Below are 21,166 nucleotides of genomic sequence, written 5' to 3'. Positions count from 1 at the left end.
TAACAACAATACACAATTTTGTCGGAAAAACTGGGGTTCGACCCCGGCCCCGGGTACAATACGTAGTTGAATACATGAAATTATCCTTTTTCGGTGCGGCAAGACAAGTAACAGGCAGTATGTTTTTGCTTGAACTTGATGATTACCGTATTTTGATAGACTGCGGAACAGATCTGGATTCATCTAAAGAAGAGCGGGAAATGGAATACGGTATGTTTCCGTTTGATGCCAGTATGATCAATCTTGTTTTACTGACCCACGCTCATATTGATCATAGTGGTCAAATCCCGAACTTATATAGAGAAGGCTATGAAGGGCAGGTTTTATGCTCTGAACCTACCGTTGATCTGGCAGAAATTCTGCTTTATGACTCAGCTGGTTTGCATCAACGGAGAATAAAAAAGATTCAAAAATCAGGGAAACTTTCAAAAAAGTATAAGTCAATTGAGACTGAGCCGCTTTACATGAGTAATCATGTGAAGATCGCTATCGACAATTTTGTTCCGCTGGCGTTTAACCGACGTTTCAAGTTTAAAGACAATGCCTGGGTCACTTTTATTCCGGCAGGACATTTATTAGGAGCCGCTCATATTCTAATTGAGTATGAAAAAGATGGAGGTATTGAATCCATTTGTTTCTCAGGCGATGTTGGTCGTAAAAATTATCCCCTTCTAAGCGATCCCGATCCCGTACCGGAGGTCGATTATTTGGTTTGTGAAACCACTTATGGACAACGCAGGCACTCTGATCAGGACGATCCTGTTGATAAGCTAAAACAAATAATTCAGGAAAATTGCATAGATAAACCGGGCCGGATTATCATTCCATCTTTCAGTGTCGGACGGACGCAGGCTTTATTGTATACATTGAATAAACTTTACGAAAGTCAGGGCATAAAGCCGATTAAAGTTTTTACGGATAGCCCTTTGGCTAGATCAAGTACCGAAATTCATGAGAAATACTCAAGGTACCTCAATGAAGAAGCAAGGGAGTTTAAGGAACTGGAAGAAGGATTATTTGACTTTGAAAACCTTCATTATTTAAAGTCAAGTAAGGAGTCAGCGGCGGTATCCTCTCATTCAGAGCCTTGTATCATTATTTCCTCTTCAGGAATGGTCCAGGGTGGACGTGTAGAGCATCACGTGGCTGAGAATATTGAAAATTCTTACGCTACCATTTTGTTCATTGGTTATACCACTGAAAACACCCTTGGGGCTAAACTTCGAAGTAAGGATATTAAAGAGTTGGTTATTAAAGGAGCAAGAAAAGAGGTTAATGCGAATATCATTTCTACGGATGTTTTCAGCGGTCATGGAGACCTCGATGATTTGATCGACTTTATCGATCAGCAAGACCCTGAAAAACTAAAAAAGGTGTTTTTGGTTCATGGCGAAACAGATTCCATGCTTAACTTTAAATCTATTATTGAAGAAAAAGGCTTCAAAAATATTGAGATGCCTGACTGGGGAGAACAATTTGAATTGTAGTTTTGACCCTCCGTTGAATTTGAAAATTGTTTGGGCTGAAGCCCACCGAAAATAGAATAAATGAGAACTTTACTTGAGTTTGAAAAACCCATTGCTGAGTTAGAAGCTAAATTAGAAGACATGAAGAAACTGGCTTCTGAGAATAATGTAGATGTGAGCTCAGCAGTGAGAAATCTTACGAACAGCATTGAAGAATTGAGAAAAGAAACCTTTACTAATCTGACCCGCTGGCAGCGTGTGCAGCTCTCAAGGCACCCTGACAGACCTTATTCTTTGGATTATATTCAAATGATGTGTGAGGAGTTTCATGAAATTCACGGAGACAGAAACGTAGGAGATGACCCGGCAATTGTTGGTGGTTTCGGTAATATTGATGGCCAAACGGTGATGATTATCGGCCAGCAAAAAGGCCGTAAAACTAAGGAACGTCAGTATCGCAATTTCGGTATGCCAAATCCTGAGGGGTATAGAAAGGCTTTGCGTCTGATGCATATGGCTGAAAAGTTTGATATACCTGTGGTGACTTTAATAGATACTCCTGGTGCTTTTCCAGGTCTTGAGGCTGAGGAAAGGGGACAAGGAGAGGCTATCGCCAGAAATATCAAAGAAATGATGACCTTAAAAGTACCTGTGATCTGCGTCGTGATAGGTGAGGGTGCATCCGGTGGAGCCTTAGGAATTGGTATCGGTGACCGTGTGCTGATGATGGAGAATTCATGGTATTCTGTTATCTCACCCGAGAACTGCTCAACCATCTTATGGAGAAGCTGGGATTTTAAGGAGCAGGCAGCTGATGCCCTTAAACTTACTGCAGAAGATATGAAGGGCTTTGGTCTCGTTGATGGCATCATACCTGAACCTCGCGGAGGTGCTCATCTTGATTTTGAAAAAGCAGGCGAGACCTTAAAGAAGACCATTCTTTCAGAAATTAAGACGCTTGCAAAGCAAAAGCCCTCAGACCGAATTGACGCCCGAATTGACAAGTTCTGTTCTATGGGTGTGGTAGTGGAATAGTAAATTCATGAGCAACTACAAAGCGGTTTTACTCGACTTCGGGAATGTCATCATCAATATCAATCCTGAATTGACCGTAGAAGCTTTTGCTGAAATTTCAGGGAAGTCTGTGGAGCGAATCAGGCAAAAAATCACAGATAGCCAACTTTTCAGACGGTATGAAAGCGGTATGTTTGATGATGATGAGTTCAGGGAAATTGTGCGGCAAACGATCGGATATCCGTTCAGTGATCACGAGATAGACAAAGCCTGGAACAGTCTTTTACTTGACGTACCGAATAAACGAGTTGAACTCTTGCTGGAGCTTAAAGGCCGTTATCCGCTTTATTTACTAAGCAATACCAATAACATTCACATCAAAGCCTCCAACAAGATTTTTCAGGCACGGCATGGTATTTCATCTATAGAGTTGCTTTTCAATAAACTTTTTTTGAGTTACGAGATGGGACTCTGGAAGCCAGATGAAGAAATTTATCTCAAAGTTCTGGAAGAAATCGGAATGCCGGCAGGCGATGTTTTGTTTATTGATGATAATGAGCTGAACATACAAACGGCAAAGGAGATAGGTTTTCAAACCATTTTTCATGACCCTCAAAGCAGGGACCTAACAGATTATTTTGATCTCTGATCATTTTGGAAAAAAAGCAAAAGACATTACTTATTCAACTCGGACTTTTCTTGGCAACGGTCATTGTGACCACTTTTGCCGGGATGGAATGGGTGACCGGAAAGTCCGTTCTGAATGAAGGTTTAAACTGGATGTATCTCAGAAAAGGTTTCGTAGGCTATGCGTTGCCGTTTTTGGGCTTTCTGACAGTTCATGAGTTCGGCCACTATTTTATGGCAAAAAAGAAAAAAGTGGATGTCACATTGCCTTACTATATTCCTTTTTGGTTTGCCATAATCGGGAGTTTTGGCACAATGGGGGCCTTCATCCGTATTAAAGATCAGATTAAAAACCGGGTCAATTATTTCGATATTGGAATAGCTGGACCACTTGCAGGTTTTGTGATTGCCTTGGCGGCATTGATTTATGGTTATTCCACCATGCCGGGTACAGATTTCGTTTTTGACATTCATCCCGAGTATGAGCAATATGGTGCAGATTATGGCAAATACGTGTATGATGAACTGGATGAAGGCCTTGCTCTTAGAGTAGGGGATAGCTTCTTATCAGGTTTCATTCGTGATTATTTTGGTGATGCCAGTCTCTTGCCCCATCCAAACGAGCTTCCGCATTATCCTTTTATTCTGGCTGGTTTTCTGGGTCTCTTTTTTACGGCATTAAATCTGATGCCCATCGGGCAATTGGATGGAGGGCATATTCTCTTCTCCCTTATTGGTGAAAAACGTTTTAATCAGGTATCCCCTGTTCTTTTTACAGGCTTTGTCTTCTTCTCCGGTCTTGGCTTTTTTACAGTCGACGAACTCCAGCAAAAGACGTTTGATGAAGGGTTTTCAGGTCTTTTCAATTTCCTGCTCTACATCTATTTCATTTATCTCTGCTTTAGTCGAATCAGTAGAAATCGAAAGACAAATTGGGTAGTGGCTCTGGCAGTGGTCTTTGCTCAACTTTTGGTGAGCAAGTTTTTCCCAAATGCCGTGGGCTTTTCGGGCTTTCTCGCTTTTTCATTTTTATTAGGAAGGGTTTTAGGAGTTTACCACCCGCCAGTAGAGGATAAAGAACCACTAAGTACAGGCCGTATAATCTTAGGTTGGCTAAGTCTGCTTATTTTTGTGCTTTGCTTTAGCCCTTATCCATTTTACTGATGAATGCCATTTTTCGTTTTTTCTTCAAACTCGCCGGCTGGAAAGTCACGGGTTCAGTACCTCATGATTTGAAGAAGGCGGTTCTGGCTGTTTGTCCGCACACCAAATGGCAGGACTTTTTTGTGGGATTAGGTGCCCGTGCCACTATGCGGCAGAAAATAGGTTATTTGGGTAAAGAGGAGCTTTTTAAGCCGCCTTTTGGCTTTATTTTCAAAGCTTTGGGTGGTACTCCAGTGGTAAGATCAAAAAACATGAATCTTGTGGAAAGCTACGCCAAAGCCATAAAATCGGCTGATGATATGCTTTTTGCTCTGGCTCCGGAAGGTACACGCGGAAATGTACAAAAACTCAAAACCGGGTTCTACTACATGGCCGTCGGAGGTGAAATTCCAATCATTCCGGTCGCTTTTGATTTTGAGAAAAAGGACGTGATTATTGGTGATCCTTTTAGCCCAAGCGGTAACTTTGCAAAAGACATGCAGGAGTGGTTTGTGCCATTTTTTAAGACCATTCACAATGTCAATAAAGATTGGATAACCAATTACGAAAAAGGAATTTTTGAATAAAGAAGAGTTTCAATCATGAAACTCAAACAAGAATGAAAGAAACAACAAAAGCCATCAGAATTCAAACCGAACGCTCACAGCATAAAGAGCATTCGACGCCTTTGTTTCTTACCAGTAGTTTTACGTTTGAAGACGCCGGTGAGGGACAGGCCCTTTTCAATAACGAGATTGAGGGGAATATTTACTCAAGATATTCAAACCCTTCAGTTCAGGAGTTTATTGATAAGGTGTGTATGATGGAGGGCATGGAGGCCGGTTTTGCCACTGCTTCTGGTATGGCCGCCGTTTTTGCGGGCTTTGCTGCACATTTGAAGTCAGGCGATCATTTGGTGGCGAGTAATGCTTTGTTTGGCTCTGCTCATCAGATTATCACTCAAATTTTGACCAAGTGGGGTATCACTTATACTTATCTAGATTCTTCAGCCTCTGAGGAGGAATGGGAGGCCGCCATTCAGGAAAACACTAAAATGGTTTATCTGGAGACGCCTTCAAATCCTGGATTGGCTTTGGTAGATCTGGAAATGATTGGTCGGGTAGCAAAAAAACATAATTTGATTTATTACGTCGATAACTGCTTTGCAACGCCTATTATTCAAAAACCAGGCGAATTCGGAGCAAATCTGATTGTACATTCTGCAACCAAGTTTATGGATGGGCAAGGGCGTGTAATGGGAGGAATCATCTGTGGTACCGAAGAAATGATGGAGCCCATTGTTTTCTTTTGCCGTCATACCGGCCCGGCCATGTCGCCGTTCAATGCCTGGGTTTTGTCAAAAAGTTTGGAGACCATCTACCTCAGAATGGAGCGTCACTGCAGTAATGCGGAGAAGCTGGCAAATGCCTTGCAGGGGCTGAAAGGAGTGAAAACCGTCAATTATCCGTTTCTGGATTCTCACCCACAGGTTGAGTTGGCGAAAAAGCAAATGAAAAGCGGCGGTGCCTTGGTAACGTTCGACCTTGAAGGTGGTTTTGAGCGAATTATTCGATTCACGAAATTGTTAAAAATACCATCAAAGACATCGAATCTCGGTGACAGCCGCACGACCATTACAAACCCGAATACCACAACCCACTCCAAGGTGGCTCAGGATTTAAAAGACGTTTTGGGTATCACCCAAGGGCTGATGAGAGTAAGCGTTGGCCTTGAAGATATCGATGATTTGATTGAGGACTTTACGCAGGCGATTGAGGGGTCGGTATAAGATATAAGATAAAAGACGCAAGATATAAGACTGGATTGATGAAAATAGAACTAACGCGTGTTGATGACGCCTTCCATTTTACCGGGAAAGGTTCTTCAGATGTTTTGACACATATTGATGCCTCCGAGAAAGTTGGTGGTCATAATTTGGGCAACAGGCCTATGGAATTGCTTTTGATGGGTCTTGGAGGCTGTGCTTCCATTGATGTTGTGCTTATTTTGCAAAAGCAAAAGCAGGTGATTGAAGATTACAAAGTGATTGTTGAAGGTGAGAGGGAAACCATTGAAGGAACCCAAATGTCGCCTTTCACCAAAATCAATCTGCATTTTCAATTGAAAGGTGAGGTTGATCCAAAACGTCTTGAAAGAGCCATCAAACTCTCAATGGAGAAGTATTGCTCAGCCACAGCTCAGTTAAGTGCTTCAGCTGAAATTACGCATTCCTACGAAATCCTTGACTAAATAAACCCTTGAAATAAAATGAGACAGTATCTGGACCTTTTACAGCACATTCTTGACCACGGAGCGGAGAAAGAAGACCGTACCGGAACCGGAACCAAGAGTGTTTTTGGTTATCAGATGCGTTTCAATCTTCAGGAGGGTTTTCCTTTGGTGACCACCAAAAAAATTCACCTTCCTTCTGTGATTCATGAGTTATTATGGTTTATCAAAGGCGATACTAACATCAAATATCTAACCGAGAACAAGGTTAGAATCTGGAACGAGTGGGCCGATGAAAACGGTGACCTTGGTCCTGTCTACGGTAAACAATGGAGAAATTGGCCAACACCAACTGGAGAGAGTATTGACCAGTTGAAAACGGTCATTGATCAGATCAAAAATTCACCGGACTCTCGTCGAATTATTGTTTCTGCCTGGAATGTCGGCGAGCTCTCAGAAATGGCTTTAATGCCTTGTCATGCATTGTTTCAGTTTTATGTGGCCGAAGGGAAATTGAGTTGTCAACTCTATCAGCGAAGTGCAGATGTTTTCCTTGGGGTGCCTTTCAATATTGCCTCATACGCTCTTCTGACACACATGATTGCTCAAGAGTGTGGCCTCGATGTCGGAGATTTTGTCTGGACTGGGGGCGATACTCACATTTACTCAAATCATCATGAGCAAGTAAATGAGCAGCTTGGACGCGAGCCCAAACCTCTTCCAAAGTTGGTTTTAAATCCAGATGTGAAGTCTGTTTTTGACTTTACTTATGATGATATCGCAGTGGAGGGGTATGATCCGCATCCACTCATCAAAGCTCCCGTAGCGGTTTAGTCATCCAGCAGGTGACCGAGTTCTATTAGATAACTCTTCTCTTTTTTGTTCATTCCATGAAATGACTCAGCGATTTGCTCCGCAGTATCATAAATGAGCTGACGATTCGCTTTTGAGAATAGCTTTGGATGTTCTTTTATGTAATCTTTGAAATCTGAAAGAATAGAGCTTTGATCCCAATCGTTCTCATTCAACCATGAAAAAACAATTTCTATCTGGTAGGCTGAGTCAGTATCAAACTCATCAAAAGTGTCTTCCAGCGGCAGCCAATGATTTTTTACAATGGTATCTAGTTTTTCTACTTCGTCAAACCTCACGGTTCCATCAACGTGTGCGATTCCATAAAAGACTTTACCCAGTTGCTGATAAAATGCCAGCATTGTTTCATTTGAAGGTTTCATAATCGGCTTTGTTTTGATGTAAATGTATCAAACAATAGGAGACTTTAAAGGCACACGAATTAGGTCAGAAGCTGCTATTGCTCATGTTTTAAGCCACTAAAAAGAGAGAAGTTGTTCTGTTTTAAAACAGGATGCTCAAAATCCGAAGCAATTTCACATAGGGGTCTGAGAACAAAATCGCGTTGAGCAATAAAGGGGTGCGGGATAATCAAACCCGGCGTACTAAAATGCCAGTCATTGAAATATAATATATCAATATCAATGCTTCTGCTACCCCATTTCTGTTTTCGCTCGCGACCTAATTCATTTTCAATTTCCAGAGTGGTTTTTATCAAATCCAGAGGCCAAAGTTCGGTGTAGACCTCCAACACCTGATTAAGATAATCCGGTAAATCAGTAACTCCCCAAGCGGGCGTTTCAATCACAGATGATTTTTGGGATACTTGTCCAATCCGTCTCTCAATTAGGCCAACAGTCTGAAGGAGAGTCTTTTGCCGGTCTCCCAGGTTTGAGCCCAGAGCAAGAAAAGCCCGATGCTTTTTATTTGTAAGAGGGTTCTGCTGCAATTTTTGAAACTTCGGTAATAAAGCCGGGCTCTTTTTCGGTGGCATTGCCAATAACGATAATATCGGCACCGGCTTGCCAGGCTTTTTCTGCCTTTTCAGGCGTATTTATTCCACCACCAATGATAAGAGGAATGTCAAGCTGTTTTTTTACAGCACTGATCATCTCCGCAGATATAGTTTGATCTGCTCCACTGCCGGCGTCCATATAGATTAATTTATGCCCCAGCATTTCTCCCGCCATGGCGGTGGCTACTGCTATATCAGGTTTATTATGCGGTAATGGAGTAGTATTGCTGATATAAGAGGCGGTAGTTTGTCTTCCTCCGTCGACTAACATATAACCTGTTGACAAAATCTCAAGTCCAGATCTTTTCAAGGCCGGTGCCGCAATGACATGCTGACCAATCAGAAACTCCGGGTTACGACCTGAGATTAAAGAAAGTAGCAAAATAGCGTCAGCTTCAGAGCTGATATGTTGTGAATTTCCCGGAAATAGTACGGTAGGGATACTTTTGACTTCTTTGAGTTTAGTCACGACATTTTCCAACTGGTCTGAGTTGATCAAACTTCCACCCACCAAAAAGAAATCAACTTTAGCATTGATTGAAATAAGGATGAGCTCTTCCAGCTGTTCTTCGTTGACCTTATCTGGGTCAATGAGAACAGCAAGTCCCTTTTTCCTCAATGAGCGAATATGTTCCAGAATACTATTCGTCATCTTCATCCAGGGATTCCAGGTAATTAGAAAGCTTTTGTTTGGCCACGGCCAACAGTATCGATGTGGCAGCTCCTTTGAAAGCAGAAGCGAATATAGAGTCTCCGGGCTGAATTCGTTCTTCTGTTCGGGTTTCAGGTTCGTCTTCATCGAACATTTTACTAAGGGCGAAACCAGCCGTAAGGATACCCCCAATAATCAGAAGGTCTCTTCCAAGAATTTTAAAATCTCCCGCCTTTTCTTTAAGCTCGTCTGAGAAATCACTGATTTGCTTGTTGAGAGCTATTTTCTTTTCTGTTCTGTTCAAATCCAAGAGAAGTTTGCGTAAAGCAAAAATAAAGAAAAACACGTGAAAGCTTTGCGGAAGTTAGTTTGCTTTCAAAAGTTTTCCATCTGAGAGAAGCCACTCGCTGCGGTCAATAAAAAAATGAACCACATATTCCAGTTCTACCTCACCCTTAAACGTTTTTTCTAAATCGCTAAGGCTAGCAGGGAATTGCAATTCCATCTCTTTTCCAATCCTTATGATCTTGTCAACCACAATCTCTTCTTTCGCTTTAGTTTTGCAGTGGTCACATATGCCGCAGTTTCCAGCATTTTCCTCTCCGAAAAAATCCTGCAGTTGAGCCATTCTACACCTTCTCTTACTTTGAACATAGTCAATCATCAGATTTACAGAAGACTCATCCTGAGCTTTTTTTGCTTTGATTTCCTTAAAATTCAAAGGTAGCTTTTGAGCGTCAAACCTGTTGCCGAGAAAATGGATTCCTGGCTTGCTGATTTGTTTGCGGTAGTGGATGATTTTGAGTTGATGCAGGCGATCCAGCAATTTAACCACTGTGGATGCCGGACTATGGTAAACTCGGGCAATTTCTGTTTCAGAAATCATGCAAAAATCAGTGAAAATTTCACCACCGTATATGCGAAGCAATGTTTTGGTGAAAGCCTCAAGTGTTTCGTTTTTTAGCTGCCATTTATAAAGCTCAGTATTGCTTACCGTAAATTTTAGCGTTGATGGAGCCATATACGAGTCAGATAACTCAATGATGCCCTGGCTTTCGAGAAGTTTTAGAGCAAAGTGGGTAGGGATTGCCTTTAGCCCAAAAACCGTGATAAAGTCGTTAAGGTCAAAGTCAAATCTATCTTGAGGATTTGAGCCATAGGCCAATTTATAATAGTTGCATAGCGATTGATAGGTTTTACTCAACATTTCAACTGCCGGGTATCGCTGCTCAAGTTGTAATTGCAAAGCTTCAATATCCACCTCACTATAAAATAAATAGACTTCAGAAGGTTTTCCGTCTCTACCGGCCCTTCCGATTTCCTGATAATAAGCTTCCATATTCTGTGGAATATGAAGGTGGAAAACGTACCGCACATCTGCTTTGTCAATACCCATTCCAAAAGCATTGGTAGAAACAATAACCTGCGTTTCATTATTGATCCAGGCATCTTGCCTTGCTGATCTTAACTCATTGGTGAGTCCGGCATGATAAAAATCAGCGGATACACCACATTTTTTAAGGAACTGAGCTGTTTCCTGGGTTTGCTTTCGGGTTTTTACATAGACAATGGCCGACTCTTTTTTGTCCTGTAAAACCTGAGCTATGGCACGAGCCTTAGTGGTTGTTTCTGTACAGAAAATGGCCAGATTATTCCGCTTAAAGCTCATTTTTAAAACAACCGGCTCTTTAAGTTCCAACTGTTTGATGATGTCTTTTTGTGTTATCTCTGTTGCAGTAGCTGTAAGTGCAATTACGCTGACTTTTGGGCAAAACTGCCTGAACTCTTTAATTTTGAGATAGCTGGGACGAAAATCATGCCCCCATTTTGAGATACAATGAGCTTCATCCACCACCAGAAAACGGACATTCATGAGCTTGGTCCGCTCTATCATCATTTCAGTTAATAGGCGTTCAGGAGAAACGTAGAGAAATTTATAATCCCCCAGTACAAAGTTGTCAAGGGTTCGGTCTATATCATTATGGGGCATTCCCGAATAAATGGCTGCTGCACGTATTCCTCTGTCTCTAAGCTGTTTTACCTGATCTTTCATGAGAGCAATCAGAGGAGTTATTACAATACTTACACCTTCTTCCTGTAATCCGGGAACCTGAAAACAAATAGATTTACCACCTCCTGTAGGCATGAGTGCCAGTGTATCTTTTCTGGCAAGAGCTGAGCTGATTATGTCTTCTTGTAAGGGCCTGAAACCGGGATAGCCCCAGTATTTCTTTAGAATTTCTAAACTGCTCAGCATACCTTTTCAGGGAAACTTTCGTATATGAATTTTGTTAGGTCTTATTAAATGGAAATGGTTTTAAGGAATTCACCAATTAACATTTATATTTACCAAATAACCTTAAACCCGAAATAGGGATTTAAAACCTGTACTTCAAAGATTATGAAAAGATTATTACTGATTGCACTGACTTTTGCTTTTTCGGCAGTTGGTTTTGCACAGCACCCCCTTAAAGCATTGAGATCTGATCTCAAGCCCGAGTTTAAAAAAGGAACGGAAGTTATCTGCCCTGCGAGTCATATTGATGAAAATACCTATCGCGGAATGGCTCCTGAAATTGAAAAGGCATTAGCAAACCGCAAAAAGTTAAGAGGTATTAAAGGTATTAACTCTGCTCAATTTGATGTGCTTTATGATCCTGATATGCCTGAAGTGGCTCAGGAAGCCTTTCAAAGAGCTGTTGATATCTGGTCGGAAATTCTGAATTCTTCAGTTAAAATTAACGTGATCGCTCTTTGGCAGGAATTGGGTCCAAATGTACTTGGTTCTGCAGGGCCTGGCACATATTACCGAAATTTCTCGGGAGCACAGAAATCGAATACCTGGTACCCAATTGCCCTGGCTGAAAAGATGGCTGGGAAGGAACTAAACTCTCCTGATGATTTTGATATTGTCGCTCGTTTCAGTTCAGATCAGAACTGGTATTACGGTACTACAGGTACGCCTGCGGTAGGGCAGTTTGATTTTACTTCGGTGGTTCTTCACGAGCTTTGTCATGGACTAGGTTTCGTGGGTTCGCTTGATGTTGAAGGTACACAAGGTAGTTATGGGTTTGGTTCCGGAATACCGGTATTGTTTGATTCATACGTCATCAATGATCAGGGACAGTCGGTAACAGACACGAATCAATTTGCTAACCCATCAAACGCCTTAAGAAACGAATTAATATCAGAAAATCTCTTTTTCAACTCCCCTGCGGCAATTGATGCTAATAATGGTGATAGAGTTCGTTTGTACGCACCAACGATTTTCGATGCAGGTTCCAGTATTTTTCACCTTGATGACGGACAGTATCCGGCAGGAACCCCGAACTCTTTAATGACTCCTTCAGCGGGTATTAGGGAGATTAATTACGATCCGGGTCCGGTCACTATCAATATGATGAACGAAATGGGTTGGCGTTCATCATCTATTATTCACACGCCTTTGAAGGATTTTGAGACTGCGTCAAATGTTACTATTAATGCGAAAATTATTAGTGATACTTCGATTATAGAGGAGTCTGCCTTATTGAATTACGTTATTCTTGACCTGGAAACTGCCACTCTGGAAGATTTGCAAGCGGGTTTGCAAAATCCAGCTCAGATTCCGCTCACCAGATCTCCGGGTACCGATGATTTTTCAGCCATATTGCCAATTTCAGGCGGGTTTAGTAATACAGTAGTGGCTTACTTCCTTAGTGTAAATGATGCCGATGGTAACTCTGCGGTTTCACCTGCATCAATGCCTGAAAGGCCATATCTTTTCTTTGTCGGTACTCCGGATCAATGGGGGCCTGTAATTGAGTATTACCCGCCAACAATCATTCGTTCTGAGGTTCCTATAAGCTTTGTAGCCAATGTCGAAGATGATTATGAGGGCGGAATTGATACTGTTTTTGTTGAATACTCTATTAACGGAACTCCTCAGCCTTCTTTTGGCTTAAGAAGGTTTAATCCGGCAACAGATACTCTATTTTCACAAGGTTCATCTGATGAATTCGCTTGGGTTATTGATGAGGGAGTACCAGCTTTAAATGATAATGATATTGTTCGGTTTACGGTAACAGCAATAGATGCTGGGGGAAACGAGACGGTAATACCTACTACAGCTGGTGGAGTAAATACCGATGATCCAACCGTTGTGGATGAGTACACTTTTGTGGCCACATCCTTATTAGATCCGATAGATGAATATTTTACTGATTTCAATGAACCTAATGAGGATTTTGCTGTAACAGGTTTTAGTGTTGATACTCCTTCGGGTTTTGGTGATGGTAACTTACATACAGAAAACCCTTATAAGAATGGTCTTGGGTTATATGACCCTGTCAGTGGTCAGACCTATCTTGATTTTGATTACAACGCTATAGCTTTGTTCAGAAAGCCAATTACCCTTAAAGCTGACTCTGCTATTCTGAGCTGGGATGAGATTGTTCTTGTTGAACCCGGGGAAGATGGATCTGAGTATGAGGATAGTAATTTCTGGGACTTTGTGGTTGTAGAGTTTTCTCAGGATTTTGGTCAAAGTTGGTTTGAAGTAATTGATGGCTATGATAGTCGTCAGGACGAAGATTGGGAGGAACTCTATAATTCTACCCTAACTCCGGCCAATGCTTCCAATCCTACAAGTAATGGTGAAGGCTCTCCTGCACTTTTCAGAACACGCGAAATTAACCTTAATGAGATTTTTACAGGTGACATTGGAGGTGCAGAGGTTTTGATGCGTTTCAGACTTTATGCCGATCAATGGGTTAGAGGCTGGGGCTGGGCCATTGATAATCTTGCTATTCAGGTACCCAAGCCGGCTCCTTTGGCTACAGAGAAAGAGCTGTTTGATTTGGCGATTTCTCCAAACCCATCAACGGATTTTATCGATATTAAAGCCAAAATGGCTTCGGTTAACGAAGCGGAGGTTGAGATTTACGACATCCAGGGTATTAAAATGTCAACGGAGCGTATTCAGGTGGAGAATAACGAAATCAATTACCGAGTAGATACAAGGTCTTTGTTACCAGGTACTTACTTGCTCAATCTGAATTCAGAGGAAGGAAGACAAACGAAACGATTTGTGATCGCCGATTAACTCGTTATGATTTAATTGGAAAGCCTTCCCGGGAAAATCCGGGAAGGCTTTTTTTATACCTGTTTTCGTTGCCAGCGATTAGTTCTGAAGTATACCACCGCCATAATAGCAAGAATGGTTTCAGCAATAATGATGGATAAGAAAACACCAGTTTCTTTCCAGTCAATCATGACCGCCAGATAGTAGGCTAAGGGTATCTCAATAATCCAGAAGCAGATGATGTTAAACAGTGTGGGAGGAAGAGTGTCTCCGGCACCATTTATAGCCTGAGTAATTACCATCCCGATTCCAAAAACAACATAGCCTGCTGCCAGAATTTTAAGACAAAGTACACCGGTTGCCACTACCTGTGGTGTTGGGTCAAACCAGCTGATAAAATCCTCGGCAAAGAGAAAGAAAACTACTGCAATAATGGCTAGAAAGACCATGTTGAAAAAAGAAACGGTCCAGGCAGACTTGATAGCCCTTTCTGGTTTTCCCGCACCAAGATTCTGACCGACAAGTGTTGCGGCAGAGTTTGCAAGTCCCCATGATGGTAAAATAGTGAATACGATAATTCTTAATGCAACCGTGTAACCCGCAATGACCTCACTACCGTACTCTGAAAGAATTCTGACTAAAAACACCCAGCTGGCTGACTGGATGAGAAATTGACCTGCTCCACCTGAGCCAATCTTTATGATATTGACAATAATCTTTTTAACAGGTGTAAAATCAGGCCAGCGAAGCTGTAGCTTACTAAATTTAATAAGCATCCAGAGCTGATAAATTACCCCGACAGATCTTCCGATTAGCGTTGCTAATGCTGCTCCTTTAATTCCCATGCCCATGATGGGAACAAAAAGGAAATCAAGACCGATGTTGAGAATGTTGGCAATAATTACCGATTTCATAGCCAGGGAGGCACTACCCGATCCTCTGAGAGCTCCACTCAAAGTGAAAATCAGGATGATAACCGGCGAGCTTAAAAATTGAATCCTTGTATACCATTTACCCTGAGCAATGAGTTCCGGAGAACCTCCCATCAGTTCAAGAACCTTTTCGGCATAAAATGTCCCGAAAAAGGCAATGACTGCTCCGAGTAAAAGTGAGATGAGAATGACCTGTGCCAAAGCCACACCCCCGCCGCGGTTATCTTTTTCACCGATTCGTCGGGCGACTATGGCCGTGGCGGCTCCACTTAAACCCCACGCTACCGAGTAAATTAAGGTTAAAACAGATTCTGTTAAACCCACAGCCGCCACACCAAGAGTACCGACATATCGGGCTACAAAGAAAGCGTCAGCTAATGCAAAAAGAGCTTCAAAAAACATCTCAATAACCATGGGTACTGAGAGTAAAACAATGGCTCTGTTTATACTGAGAGTTGTAAAATCAGTATTTTCGTCGCCTTTAAGGGCGTCTTTTATCAATTGAAAAAATTTAGACATGAGAAATGATTGTTCTGTCGTGAAAGAAAAAACTCGAAAGGGGAGTTGCACCTAGATTCGGTGCTTACAAACAATCATTATTACCATGGTTCAGTAAAAATTTTAGCGAAGTACGATAAAAAATCTCAAACAGACCTCATTCGAAAATCAAAAAATGAAAATTAGGGTCAAACTGAGTCATCATGTTATCTTTGGCTTTACACTTTGATATCAGCTAAATGACAGACTCTAACGCCCCTGAAACTTCCATCAGTTTATTTGAATCACTGATTCCGGTTATCGTTCTTATCAGCCTTCTGGCTTTTAATGTTTATGTTTTTGGAGATGGAGCTCTCTCAGGCTCTAATCAGTTTGCACTTTTATTGGCTGGTGGGGTGGCCGCTTTGATGGGATTCAAAGAGAAGATCAGTTTTGATAAGATGATTAAAACGGTTGCCGGAAATATTGAAAGCACTTCCGGAGCTATTTTAATACTTCTTTTTGTAGGGGCACTCTCGGGTACCTGGCTCATCAGTGGCATTATTCCCGCCATGATTTACTATGGTCTTGATATTTTGAGTCCTTCTATCTTTTTGCCTGCCACGGTGGTGATTTGTTCTATTATTTCACTGGCTACCGGTAGTTCCTGGACAACATCTGCGACGGTTGGGATCGCCCTTATTGCTATTGGTAATTCTTTGGGCTTTAACCTTGGAATGGTTGCCGGAGCGGTACTCTCAGGAGCTTACTTCGGTGATAAACTTTCCCCAATGTCTGATACCACTAATCTTGCTCCCGCAATGGCTGGAACAGATTTGTTTACACACATTCGCTATATGATGTATACGACTATCCCGAGCATCGTGATTACAATAATCATCTTTGCTGTAATTGGCTTCAGTCAGTCGGCCAAGGGAGAGGTAGATACTTCTATCATGCAGGCGGCCATTACTGATGCCTTTAACATAAACGGCTGGCTTTTTATTGTGCCGGTGGTAGTCATTGCTCTAATTGTCAGGAAAACTGAACCCTTGATTGCTTTGTTTTTGGGAACAATTCTGGCCGGAGTTTTTGCTTTAATTTTTCAACCAGGTATTGTGATAAAAGTAGGAGAGGGCTCTCAGCTTGATTTACCCACGGCCTATAAAGGCTTGATGAATGCTATTACTGTGCCTGCTATGGTAGAAACTTCGAATACAGAACTGGCCGATTTGTTTTCTTCGAAAGGGATGTCAGGAATGCTGAATACTATTTGGCTAATTGTATGTGCGATGGTTTTTGGTGGTTTCATGGAAGCAATAGGAGCTTTACATAAAATTTCTGCTGCTTTATTGAAAGCTGCTAAAGGTGTTTTCGGCCTTTTTGCAAGTACAGTTGCCAGTTGTTTAACCTTAAATATTACGGCTTCTGATCAATATTTGGCTATTGTAGTACCAGGCAAAATGTTTAAAGAAGCCTATAAAAAGAAAGGTCTGGCACCTGAAAACTTAAGCCGTACTCTTGAAGACAGTGGTACAGTAACCTCGGTTTTGGTACCATGGAATACTTGCGGAGCTTATCAGTCAAATGTTTTGGGAGTTGATGTTTTGACCTACCTTCCTTTCGCATTTTTCAATTATATTTCACCCTTTATGACTCTTCTTTTTGCTGCATTGAGCATCAAAATCAAAACCCTAACTGAGAAATAGAATGATCACAAATTCTGAGATTGCAGATATTATAGAACTGACCGGAAAGCTCTTGACACTCCATGATATGGATACCAATCGGGCGAAAGCTTTTGGTGCCATTTCTTTCAATATAGATAAACTGGAAACAGAGCTGGCGGAAATGTCTGACGAGGAGATTTTGAAACAAAGAGGTCTCGGCAAAAGTCTTTTGGCAACAATCCGTCAAATTATTGATTCAGGTACTTCTCCGGAATTAGAAGATTTGATCGCCCAAACCCCGGAGGGTGTTTTGGATATGTTTAAGGTGAAAGGACTGGGTGCTTCTAAAATTAAACTGCTTTGGCAAGAGCAGGGAATTGATAACCTCAATGATCTGCAGATTGCATGTGAATCTGGTAAAATAGCCGAAACAAAAGGTTTTGGAGAGAAAACCCAGGTTAAAATTCTGGAGTCTCTGGCTTTTATTAAACAGCAAAGTGGAAAGCTGAAAATGAATCAGGCTGAGGAACTTTCTGCTGCTATTGAAGAACTTCTACGTCCTAAATTTGACCAATTGGCGGTAGTGGGGGCAATCCCAAGAAAATTGGAAACTGTTGACAAGCTTTCCTTTTTGGTCGGTGCTGATTTTACAGCCAAAATGGAAATCATAGAGCCTTTAGAGGAAGATATGAAGCTTTCGTCGCCGTATACGTGGAGAGGTTTTGTAAAGGGGCATAAGATACCGGTAGAAATCTCTTTTGTTGATAAGGAGAAGTTTTCGCAGGAGAAGTTACTGAGAAACGGGGCCCGGGAACACTTCAATTATGTGGTCGATGGCCAAAGCTTCCATCACTATATAAAGTCTAATATTTTCGAGAGTTCTGAGGCCTATTATGAGGGTTTTGGCTCAAAATTCATCGTTCCGGAAATGCGTGAAGGTCTTCAGGAGTTTGACTGGGTCAAAGAACACACAAATGATGAGCTTATTTCATGGGAAGGCTTGAAAGGAAGTTTGCATAATCACTCAAAGTACTCCGATGGCAAAAACACTTTGCAGGAAATGGCCGAAGCCTGTCGTGATCTCGGGTTAGAATATTTCGGGATTGCCGACCATTCACAGACAGCAGCTTATGCCAGTGGTTTAACAGCAGGAAGGGTGATTCAGCAACAGGAAGAAATTGACGTTTTGAATAGTCAAATGAAGCCCTTTAAAATCCTAAAGGGTATTGAATCGGATATTCTTTCAGACGGGAGTTTGGATTACGAAAATGATATTCTGGCTACTTTTGATTACGTTGTAGCCTCTGTTCATGCTAATCTTGATATGGACCTCGAAAAGGCTACTTCACGGCTTTTGAAAGCTATTGAGAATCCTTATACCACAATTTTGGGTCATCCAACGGGTCGACTTTTGCTCTCCAGAGCAGGTTATCCTATTGATTACAAAAAAGTGATTGATGCGTGTGCCGCTAATCAGGTAGTAATGGAGATCAATGCGAGCCCATACAGACTGGATATAGATTGGAGATGGATTCCCTATTGTCTGGAAAAAGGGGTGATGCTATCGATAAATCCTGATGCTCATAAAATTGAAGGGTTCCTGGATATGCATTACGGGGTGGCAGTGGCAAGAAAAGCCGGATTAACAAAAAGCATGACGTTTAACGCCATGCCTTTAAGTGAAATCGAAGCTTATTTGAAAAAGGTTAAGCCTTAAAGCATGTCATTGATAATTTTCTCAATGCCCATCCCTTCAGCTTCAGCCTTAAAGTTTCTTACAATTCTGTGACGTAAAACAGCAATTGCCACGGCTTTAACATCTTCGATGTCTGGAGAATACTTTCCATTGATTAAGGCATTGCATTTTGCGGCAAGAATAAGGTTTTGTGAGGCTCTGGGTCCTGCACCCCAATCAAGAAATTCGTTCGCCTGAGCGGATGCTCTCTCTGAATTCGGTCTGGTCTTGTGTACCAAATTGACCGCATACTCCACAACATTATCGGCAACTGGTACTCTTCTTACCAAATGCTGGAAATTGATAATCTCATCACCGCCGAGTACTTTATTGACCTTCTTTTTGATATCTGTTGTTGTGGCTTTTACAATATCCAGCTCTTGTTGAAAAGAAGGATAATCAAGATTGACCATGAACATAAAACGATCAAGCTGAGCTTCAGGAAGTGGGTAGGTTCCTTCCTGCTCAATAGGGTTCTGTGTAGCCAGCACAAAAAATGGTTTCTCAAGATTATGCTTTTCACCAGCCACAGTCACGGCGTACTCCTGCATAGACTCTAATAGAGCCGATTGCGTTTTAGGCGGTGTTCTGTTGATCTCATCAGCAAGGATAATATTGGCAAAAACGGGGCCTTTAACAAAGCGAAAATTACGCTCATTATCCAGGGTTTCAGAGCCCACAATGTCACTCGGCATTAAGTCTGGTGTAAACTGAATACGGTTAAAATCCAGATCAAGGGCATCAGCAATGGTTTGAATCAAAAGCGTTTTGGCCAAACCAGGTACGCCCACCAAAAGGCAGTGCCCCTGACAAAAAATAGCCGTCAACAGAAGCCTAACGGTTTCATCTTGACCCACAATAACCTGCCCTATTTCTTTTCTTAATTTTTCGTATGATTCTTTTAAAGCATCAGCTGCTTCTACGTCAGAGTTGAATGTCGTTTTACCCATTTATTAGGAATTGAGTTTTAGTATTCAAATAGTTTACACACCTGATATTCAGGGTCAATTTTAATATATACCTCAGCAATGGCTTCTTTGAACCACTTATCAATTTCTGTATTTTGTTTATTGATCAAAGCAAATTGCTTGATTTTTTCATAATCGTCTTTCATGTTTATCTGGTGAGGGGCATACTTGTCTTTCAGATAAAGCAATCGCATTCCGGTTTTCCCGTCAGCACTACGATAGGGTAGAGGTGCAGTAACTGTGCCAACCTTCATGGTATCCACTGTGAAGTATAGATTTGGTTCCATACTTAGATCCAGTGCCATTCTATCACTGCCCGTACTAGGATCCTGAAGGATGCCACCAGTATATTTAGTGTTCTCATCTTCGCTATGAAGTCGTACTGCGTCGCTGAAAGATACTGAGTCGGTAACGATAAAGTTTCTCAGGCTATCAAGAAACTGAGTTGGTGCAGTCATATCTAAACGATTATACTCAGGTCTTAAAAGAATATGACGTGCGTGGTATTCCTGTCCTCTGATTTCTAGAAGCTGAATTAAGTGAAAACCAAAAGAGCTTTCCACCACTTCACTCATTTGGTTAGGTTCCAGACGCATAGCAGCGGCCTCAAACTCCGGTACCATTTGACCTCTTTTAGCCCAACCAAGATCACCACCATAGGTTCTTGACCCTTGATCTTCTGAGTATTCCTTGGCCAATTCTTCAAAACTCTCCCCTTTTTCTACACGTAGTTTCAGATCTTCCAGTCTTTGCTTAAGTTCAGACTTTTGAGCCACAGTTAGTTTGGCCAACCGAACTAATTGAGCCACTTTAACTTCGGTAGGAATGGTTGGTAAGCTATCTTTTGGAATATTATCCATGAAAATTTTAACCTCTGCTGGTGTAACAGACATGCCTTCAGTGATAGTTTGTTGCATTTGCTGAGCAGTTAATTGCTCTGTAACCTGTTGACGAACCTCACTTTTTAAGGATTCAATGGATTTATTGAACTGTTCCACAATGTTTTTCTCACTACCATAAATCCTGATCATTTCACCCATTCTGGCATCTAGCTGATTCTCTACCACATCAGGCTCTACAATTACCGAGTCAATTTCCGCTTTGGCAACAAGCAATTTCTGAACGGCCAAGGATTCTAAGGCCTGACATTTGTCTACCGGTTGATCCTGTTCTTTTGAGCGTTGCATTATCGTTTCAACCTCCGATCTTAGGATGTAGTAATTGTCAACCTTTGCGACTATTCTGTCGACATTGGTACCCACACGCTGAGCTTGGGTTAGAACAGGAATGAGAAATAAGAAAAGTACCTTCTTAATCATTTGTT

19 protein-coding genes are annotated in these 21,166 nt (G+C 41.7%); 11 read left to right on the top strand and 8 right to left on the bottom strand.

Translation table 11 applies throughout. From position 1 onward, the window contains the following. Positions 1-74 precede the first annotated feature (74 nt). Genes AFM12_RS04885 through AFM12_RS04850 form a run of 8 tightly spaced genes read left to right on the top strand, consistent with a single transcriptional unit; the run spans position 75 to position 7,313 of the window. A complete protein-coding gene (locus tag AFM12_RS04885; protein WP_055144436.1) occupies positions 75-1,487 on the top strand; it encodes an MBL fold metallo-hydrolase RNA specificity domain-containing protein in 1,413 nt (470 codons plus the stop codon). Positions 1,488-1,547: 60 nt separating this feature from the next. Next, positions 1,548-2,501, top strand: a complete 954-nt coding sequence (locus AFM12_RS04880) for an acetyl-CoA carboxylase carboxyltransferase subunit alpha (protein WP_055144433.1) — start codon at positions 1,548-1,550, stop codon at positions 2,499-2,501. Positions 2,502-2,508: 7 nt separating this feature from the next. Then, positions 2,509-3,129 (top strand): HAD family hydrolase, encoded by a 621-nt coding sequence (locus tag AFM12_RS04875; RefSeq protein ID WP_055144431.1) that lies wholly within the window; start codon positions 2,509-2,511, stop codon positions 3,127-3,129. A gap of 50 nt (positions 3,130-3,179) precedes the next feature. Beyond that, positions 3,180-4,271, top strand: coding sequence for a site-2 protease family protein (locus tag AFM12_RS04870; RefSeq protein WP_310586848.1), 1,092 nt, complete (start codon positions 3,180-3,182; stop codon positions 4,269-4,271). Beyond that, the gene (locus tag AFM12_RS04865; RefSeq protein WP_055144425.1) at positions 4,271-4,837 is read left to right on the top strand and encodes a 1-acyl-sn-glycerol-3-phosphate acyltransferase; all 567 of its coding nucleotides are present in this window, start codon (positions 4,271-4,273) and stop codon (positions 4,835-4,837) included. Before AFM12_RS04870 ends, AFM12_RS04865 begins: the two co-directional genes overlap by 1 nt. Before the next feature lie 32 nt (positions 4,838-4,869). Next, positions 4,870-6,039 carry a trans-sulfuration enzyme family protein gene (locus AFM12_RS04860; protein ID WP_055144422.1) on the top strand — a complete coding sequence of 390 codons (1,170 nt, stop codon included), beginning with the start codon at positions 4,870-4,872 and terminating at the stop codon, positions 6,037-6,039. A 38-nt stretch (positions 6,040-6,077) separates the two neighbouring features. After that, complete coding sequence (locus AFM12_RS04855; protein WP_055144419.1) at positions 6,078-6,500, top strand: OsmC family protein; 423 nt, start codon at positions 6,078-6,080, stop codon at positions 6,498-6,500. Positions 6,501-6,518: 18 nt separating this feature from the next. Next, positions 6,519-7,313: a thymidylate synthase gene (locus AFM12_RS04850; RefSeq protein ID WP_055144416.1), complete on the top strand. Its 795-nt coding sequence runs from the start codon at positions 6,519-6,521 to the stop codon at positions 7,311-7,313. Here AFM12_RS04850 and AFM12_RS04845 read toward each other — a convergent pair. The 5 genes from AFM12_RS04845 to AFM12_RS04825 all read right to left on the bottom strand — a co-directional run bounded on the left by AFM12_RS04845 (position 7,310) and on the right by AFM12_RS04825 (position 11,255). After that, a complete protein-coding gene (locus tag AFM12_RS04845; protein ID WP_055144413.1) occupies positions 7,310-7,714 on the bottom strand; it encodes a TerB family tellurite resistance protein in 405 nt (134 codons plus the stop codon). The genes AFM12_RS04850 and AFM12_RS04845 overlap by 4 nt on opposite strands. A gap of 74 nt (positions 7,715-7,788) precedes the next feature. After that, positions 7,789-8,280, bottom strand: a complete 492-nt coding sequence (folK, locus tag AFM12_RS04840) for a 2-amino-4-hydroxy-6-hydroxymethyldihydropteridine diphosphokinase (protein ID WP_055144411.1) — start codon at positions 8,278-8,280, stop codon at positions 7,789-7,791. Further along, positions 8,255-9,004 carry a phosphoglycerol geranylgeranyltransferase gene (locus AFM12_RS04835; RefSeq protein ID WP_095533193.1) on the bottom strand — a complete coding sequence of 250 codons (750 nt, stop codon included), beginning with the start codon at positions 9,002-9,004 and terminating at the stop codon, positions 8,255-8,257. Before AFM12_RS04835 ends, folK begins: the two co-directional genes overlap by 26 nt. Continuing rightward, the gene (locus AFM12_RS04830; RefSeq protein WP_131458191.1) at positions 8,988-9,302 is read right to left on the bottom strand and encodes a hypothetical protein; all 315 of its coding nucleotides are present in this window, start codon (positions 9,300-9,302) and stop codon (positions 8,988-8,990) included. Before AFM12_RS04830 ends, AFM12_RS04835 begins: the two co-directional genes overlap by 17 nt. A gap of 60 nt (positions 9,303-9,362) precedes the next feature. Beyond that, positions 9,363-11,255: a RecQ family ATP-dependent DNA helicase gene (locus AFM12_RS04825; protein WP_055144405.1), complete on the bottom strand. Its 1,893-nt coding sequence runs from the start codon at positions 11,253-11,255 to the stop codon at positions 9,363-9,365. A 144-nt stretch (positions 11,256-11,399) separates the two neighbouring features. Here AFM12_RS04825 and AFM12_RS04820 point away from each other — a divergent pair, with 144 nt between their 5' ends. Next, entirely contained in the window at positions 11,400-14,081 is a 2,682-nt protein-coding gene (locus tag AFM12_RS04820) for a T9SS type A sorting domain-containing protein (RefSeq protein WP_055144403.1), read from the top strand. 53 nt (positions 14,082-14,134) lie between these two features. On the opposite strand, the gene AFM12_RS04815 is transcribed toward AFM12_RS04820, so the two are convergent. Continuing rightward, positions 14,135-15,511 (bottom strand): MATE family efflux transporter, encoded by a 1,377-nt coding sequence (locus tag AFM12_RS04815; RefSeq protein WP_055144401.1) that lies wholly within the window; start codon positions 15,509-15,511, stop codon positions 14,135-14,137. Positions 15,512-15,729: 218 nt separating this feature from the next. On the opposite strand from AFM12_RS04815, the gene nhaC reads away from it, so the two are divergent. Further along, complete coding sequence (gene nhaC, locus AFM12_RS04810; protein WP_055144399.1) at positions 15,730-17,178, top strand: Na+/H+ antiporter NhaC; 1,449 nt, start codon at positions 15,730-15,732, stop codon at positions 17,176-17,178. A gap of 1 nt (position 17,179) precedes the next feature. Further along, positions 17,180-18,856, top strand: coding sequence for a DNA polymerase/3'-5' exonuclease PolX (locus AFM12_RS04805; protein WP_229308459.1), 1,677 nt, complete (start codon positions 17,180-17,182; stop codon positions 18,854-18,856). On the opposite strand, the gene AFM12_RS04800 is transcribed toward AFM12_RS04805, so the two are convergent. Next, positions 18,853-19,824, bottom strand: a complete 972-nt coding sequence (locus tag AFM12_RS04800) for an AAA family ATPase (protein WP_055144398.1) — start codon at positions 19,822-19,824, stop codon at positions 18,853-18,855. The genes AFM12_RS04805 and AFM12_RS04800 overlap by 4 nt on opposite strands. A gap of 17 nt (positions 19,825-19,841) precedes the next feature. Next, positions 19,842-21,161 (bottom strand): foldase protein PrsA, encoded by a 1,320-nt coding sequence (locus AFM12_RS04795; protein ID WP_055145159.1) that lies wholly within the window; start codon positions 21,159-21,161, stop codon positions 19,842-19,844. Positions 21,162-21,166: the final 5 nt, after the last annotated feature.

The sequence above is a fragment of the Jiulongibacter sediminis genome, from assembly GCF_001306455.1.
GTDB lineage: Bacteria > Bacteroidota > Bacteroidia > Cytophagales > Spirosomataceae > Jiulongibacter > Jiulongibacter sediminis.
The sequence above is the reverse complement of the archived record's forward strand: the minus strand, read 5'-3'. Positions and strand labels throughout refer to the sequence as shown.

Bases quoted from the DNA above. Each gene is read 5' to 3' on its own strand.
- AFM12_RS04885 (WP_055144436.1), top strand. From the start codon at position 75: ATGAAATTATCCTTTTTCGGTGCGGCAAGACAAGTAACAGGCAGTATG.
- AFM12_RS04880 (WP_055144433.1), top strand. From the start codon at position 1,548: ATGAGAACTTTACTTGAGTTTGAAAAACCCATTGCTGAGTTAGAAGCT.
- AFM12_RS04875 (WP_055144431.1), top strand. From the start codon at position 2,509: ATGAGCAACTACAAAGCGGTTTTACTCGACTTCGGGAATGTCATCATC.
- AFM12_RS04865 (WP_055144425.1), top strand. From the start codon at position 4,271: ATGAATGCCATTTTTCGTTTTTTCTTCAAACTCGCCGGCTGGAAAGTC.
- AFM12_RS04860 (WP_055144422.1), top strand. From the start codon at position 4,870: ATGAAAGAAACAACAAAAGCCATCAGAATTCAAACCGAACGCTCACAG.
- AFM12_RS04855 (WP_055144419.1), top strand. From the start codon at position 6,078: ATGAAAATAGAACTAACGCGTGTTGATGACGCCTTCCATTTTACCGGG.
- AFM12_RS04850 (WP_055144416.1), top strand. From the start codon at position 6,519: ATGAGACAGTATCTGGACCTTTTACAGCACATTCTTGACCACGGAGCG.
- AFM12_RS04845 (WP_055144413.1), bottom strand. From the start codon at position 7,714: ATGAAACCTTCAAATGAAACAATGCTGGCATTTTATCAGCAACTGGGT.
- AFM12_RS04835 (WP_095533193.1), bottom strand. From the start codon at position 9,004: ATGAAGATGACGAATAGTATTCTGGAACATATTCGCTCATTGAGGAAA.
- AFM12_RS04825 (WP_055144405.1), bottom strand. From the start codon at position 11,255: ATGCTGAGCAGTTTAGAAATTCTAAAGAAATACTGGGGCTATCCCGGT.
- AFM12_RS04820 (WP_055144403.1), top strand. From the start codon at position 11,400: ATGAAAAGATTATTACTGATTGCACTGACTTTTGCTTTTTCGGCAGTT.
- AFM12_RS04815 (WP_055144401.1), bottom strand. From the start codon at position 15,511: ATGTCTAAATTTTTTCAATTGATAAAAGACGCCCTTAAAGGCGACGAA.
- nhaC (WP_055144399.1), top strand. From the start codon at position 15,730: ATGACAGACTCTAACGCCCCTGAAACTTCCATCAGTTTATTTGAATCA.
- AFM12_RS04805 (WP_229308459.1), top strand. From the start codon at position 17,180: ATGATCACAAATTCTGAGATTGCAGATATTATAGAACTGACCGGAAAG.
- AFM12_RS04800 (WP_055144398.1), bottom strand. From the start codon at position 19,824: ATGGGTAAAACGACATTCAACTCTGACGTAGAAGCAGCTGATGCTTTA.
- AFM12_RS04795 (WP_055145159.1), bottom strand. From the start codon at position 21,161: ATGATTAAGAAGGTACTTTTCTTATTTCTCATTCCTGTTCTAACCCAA.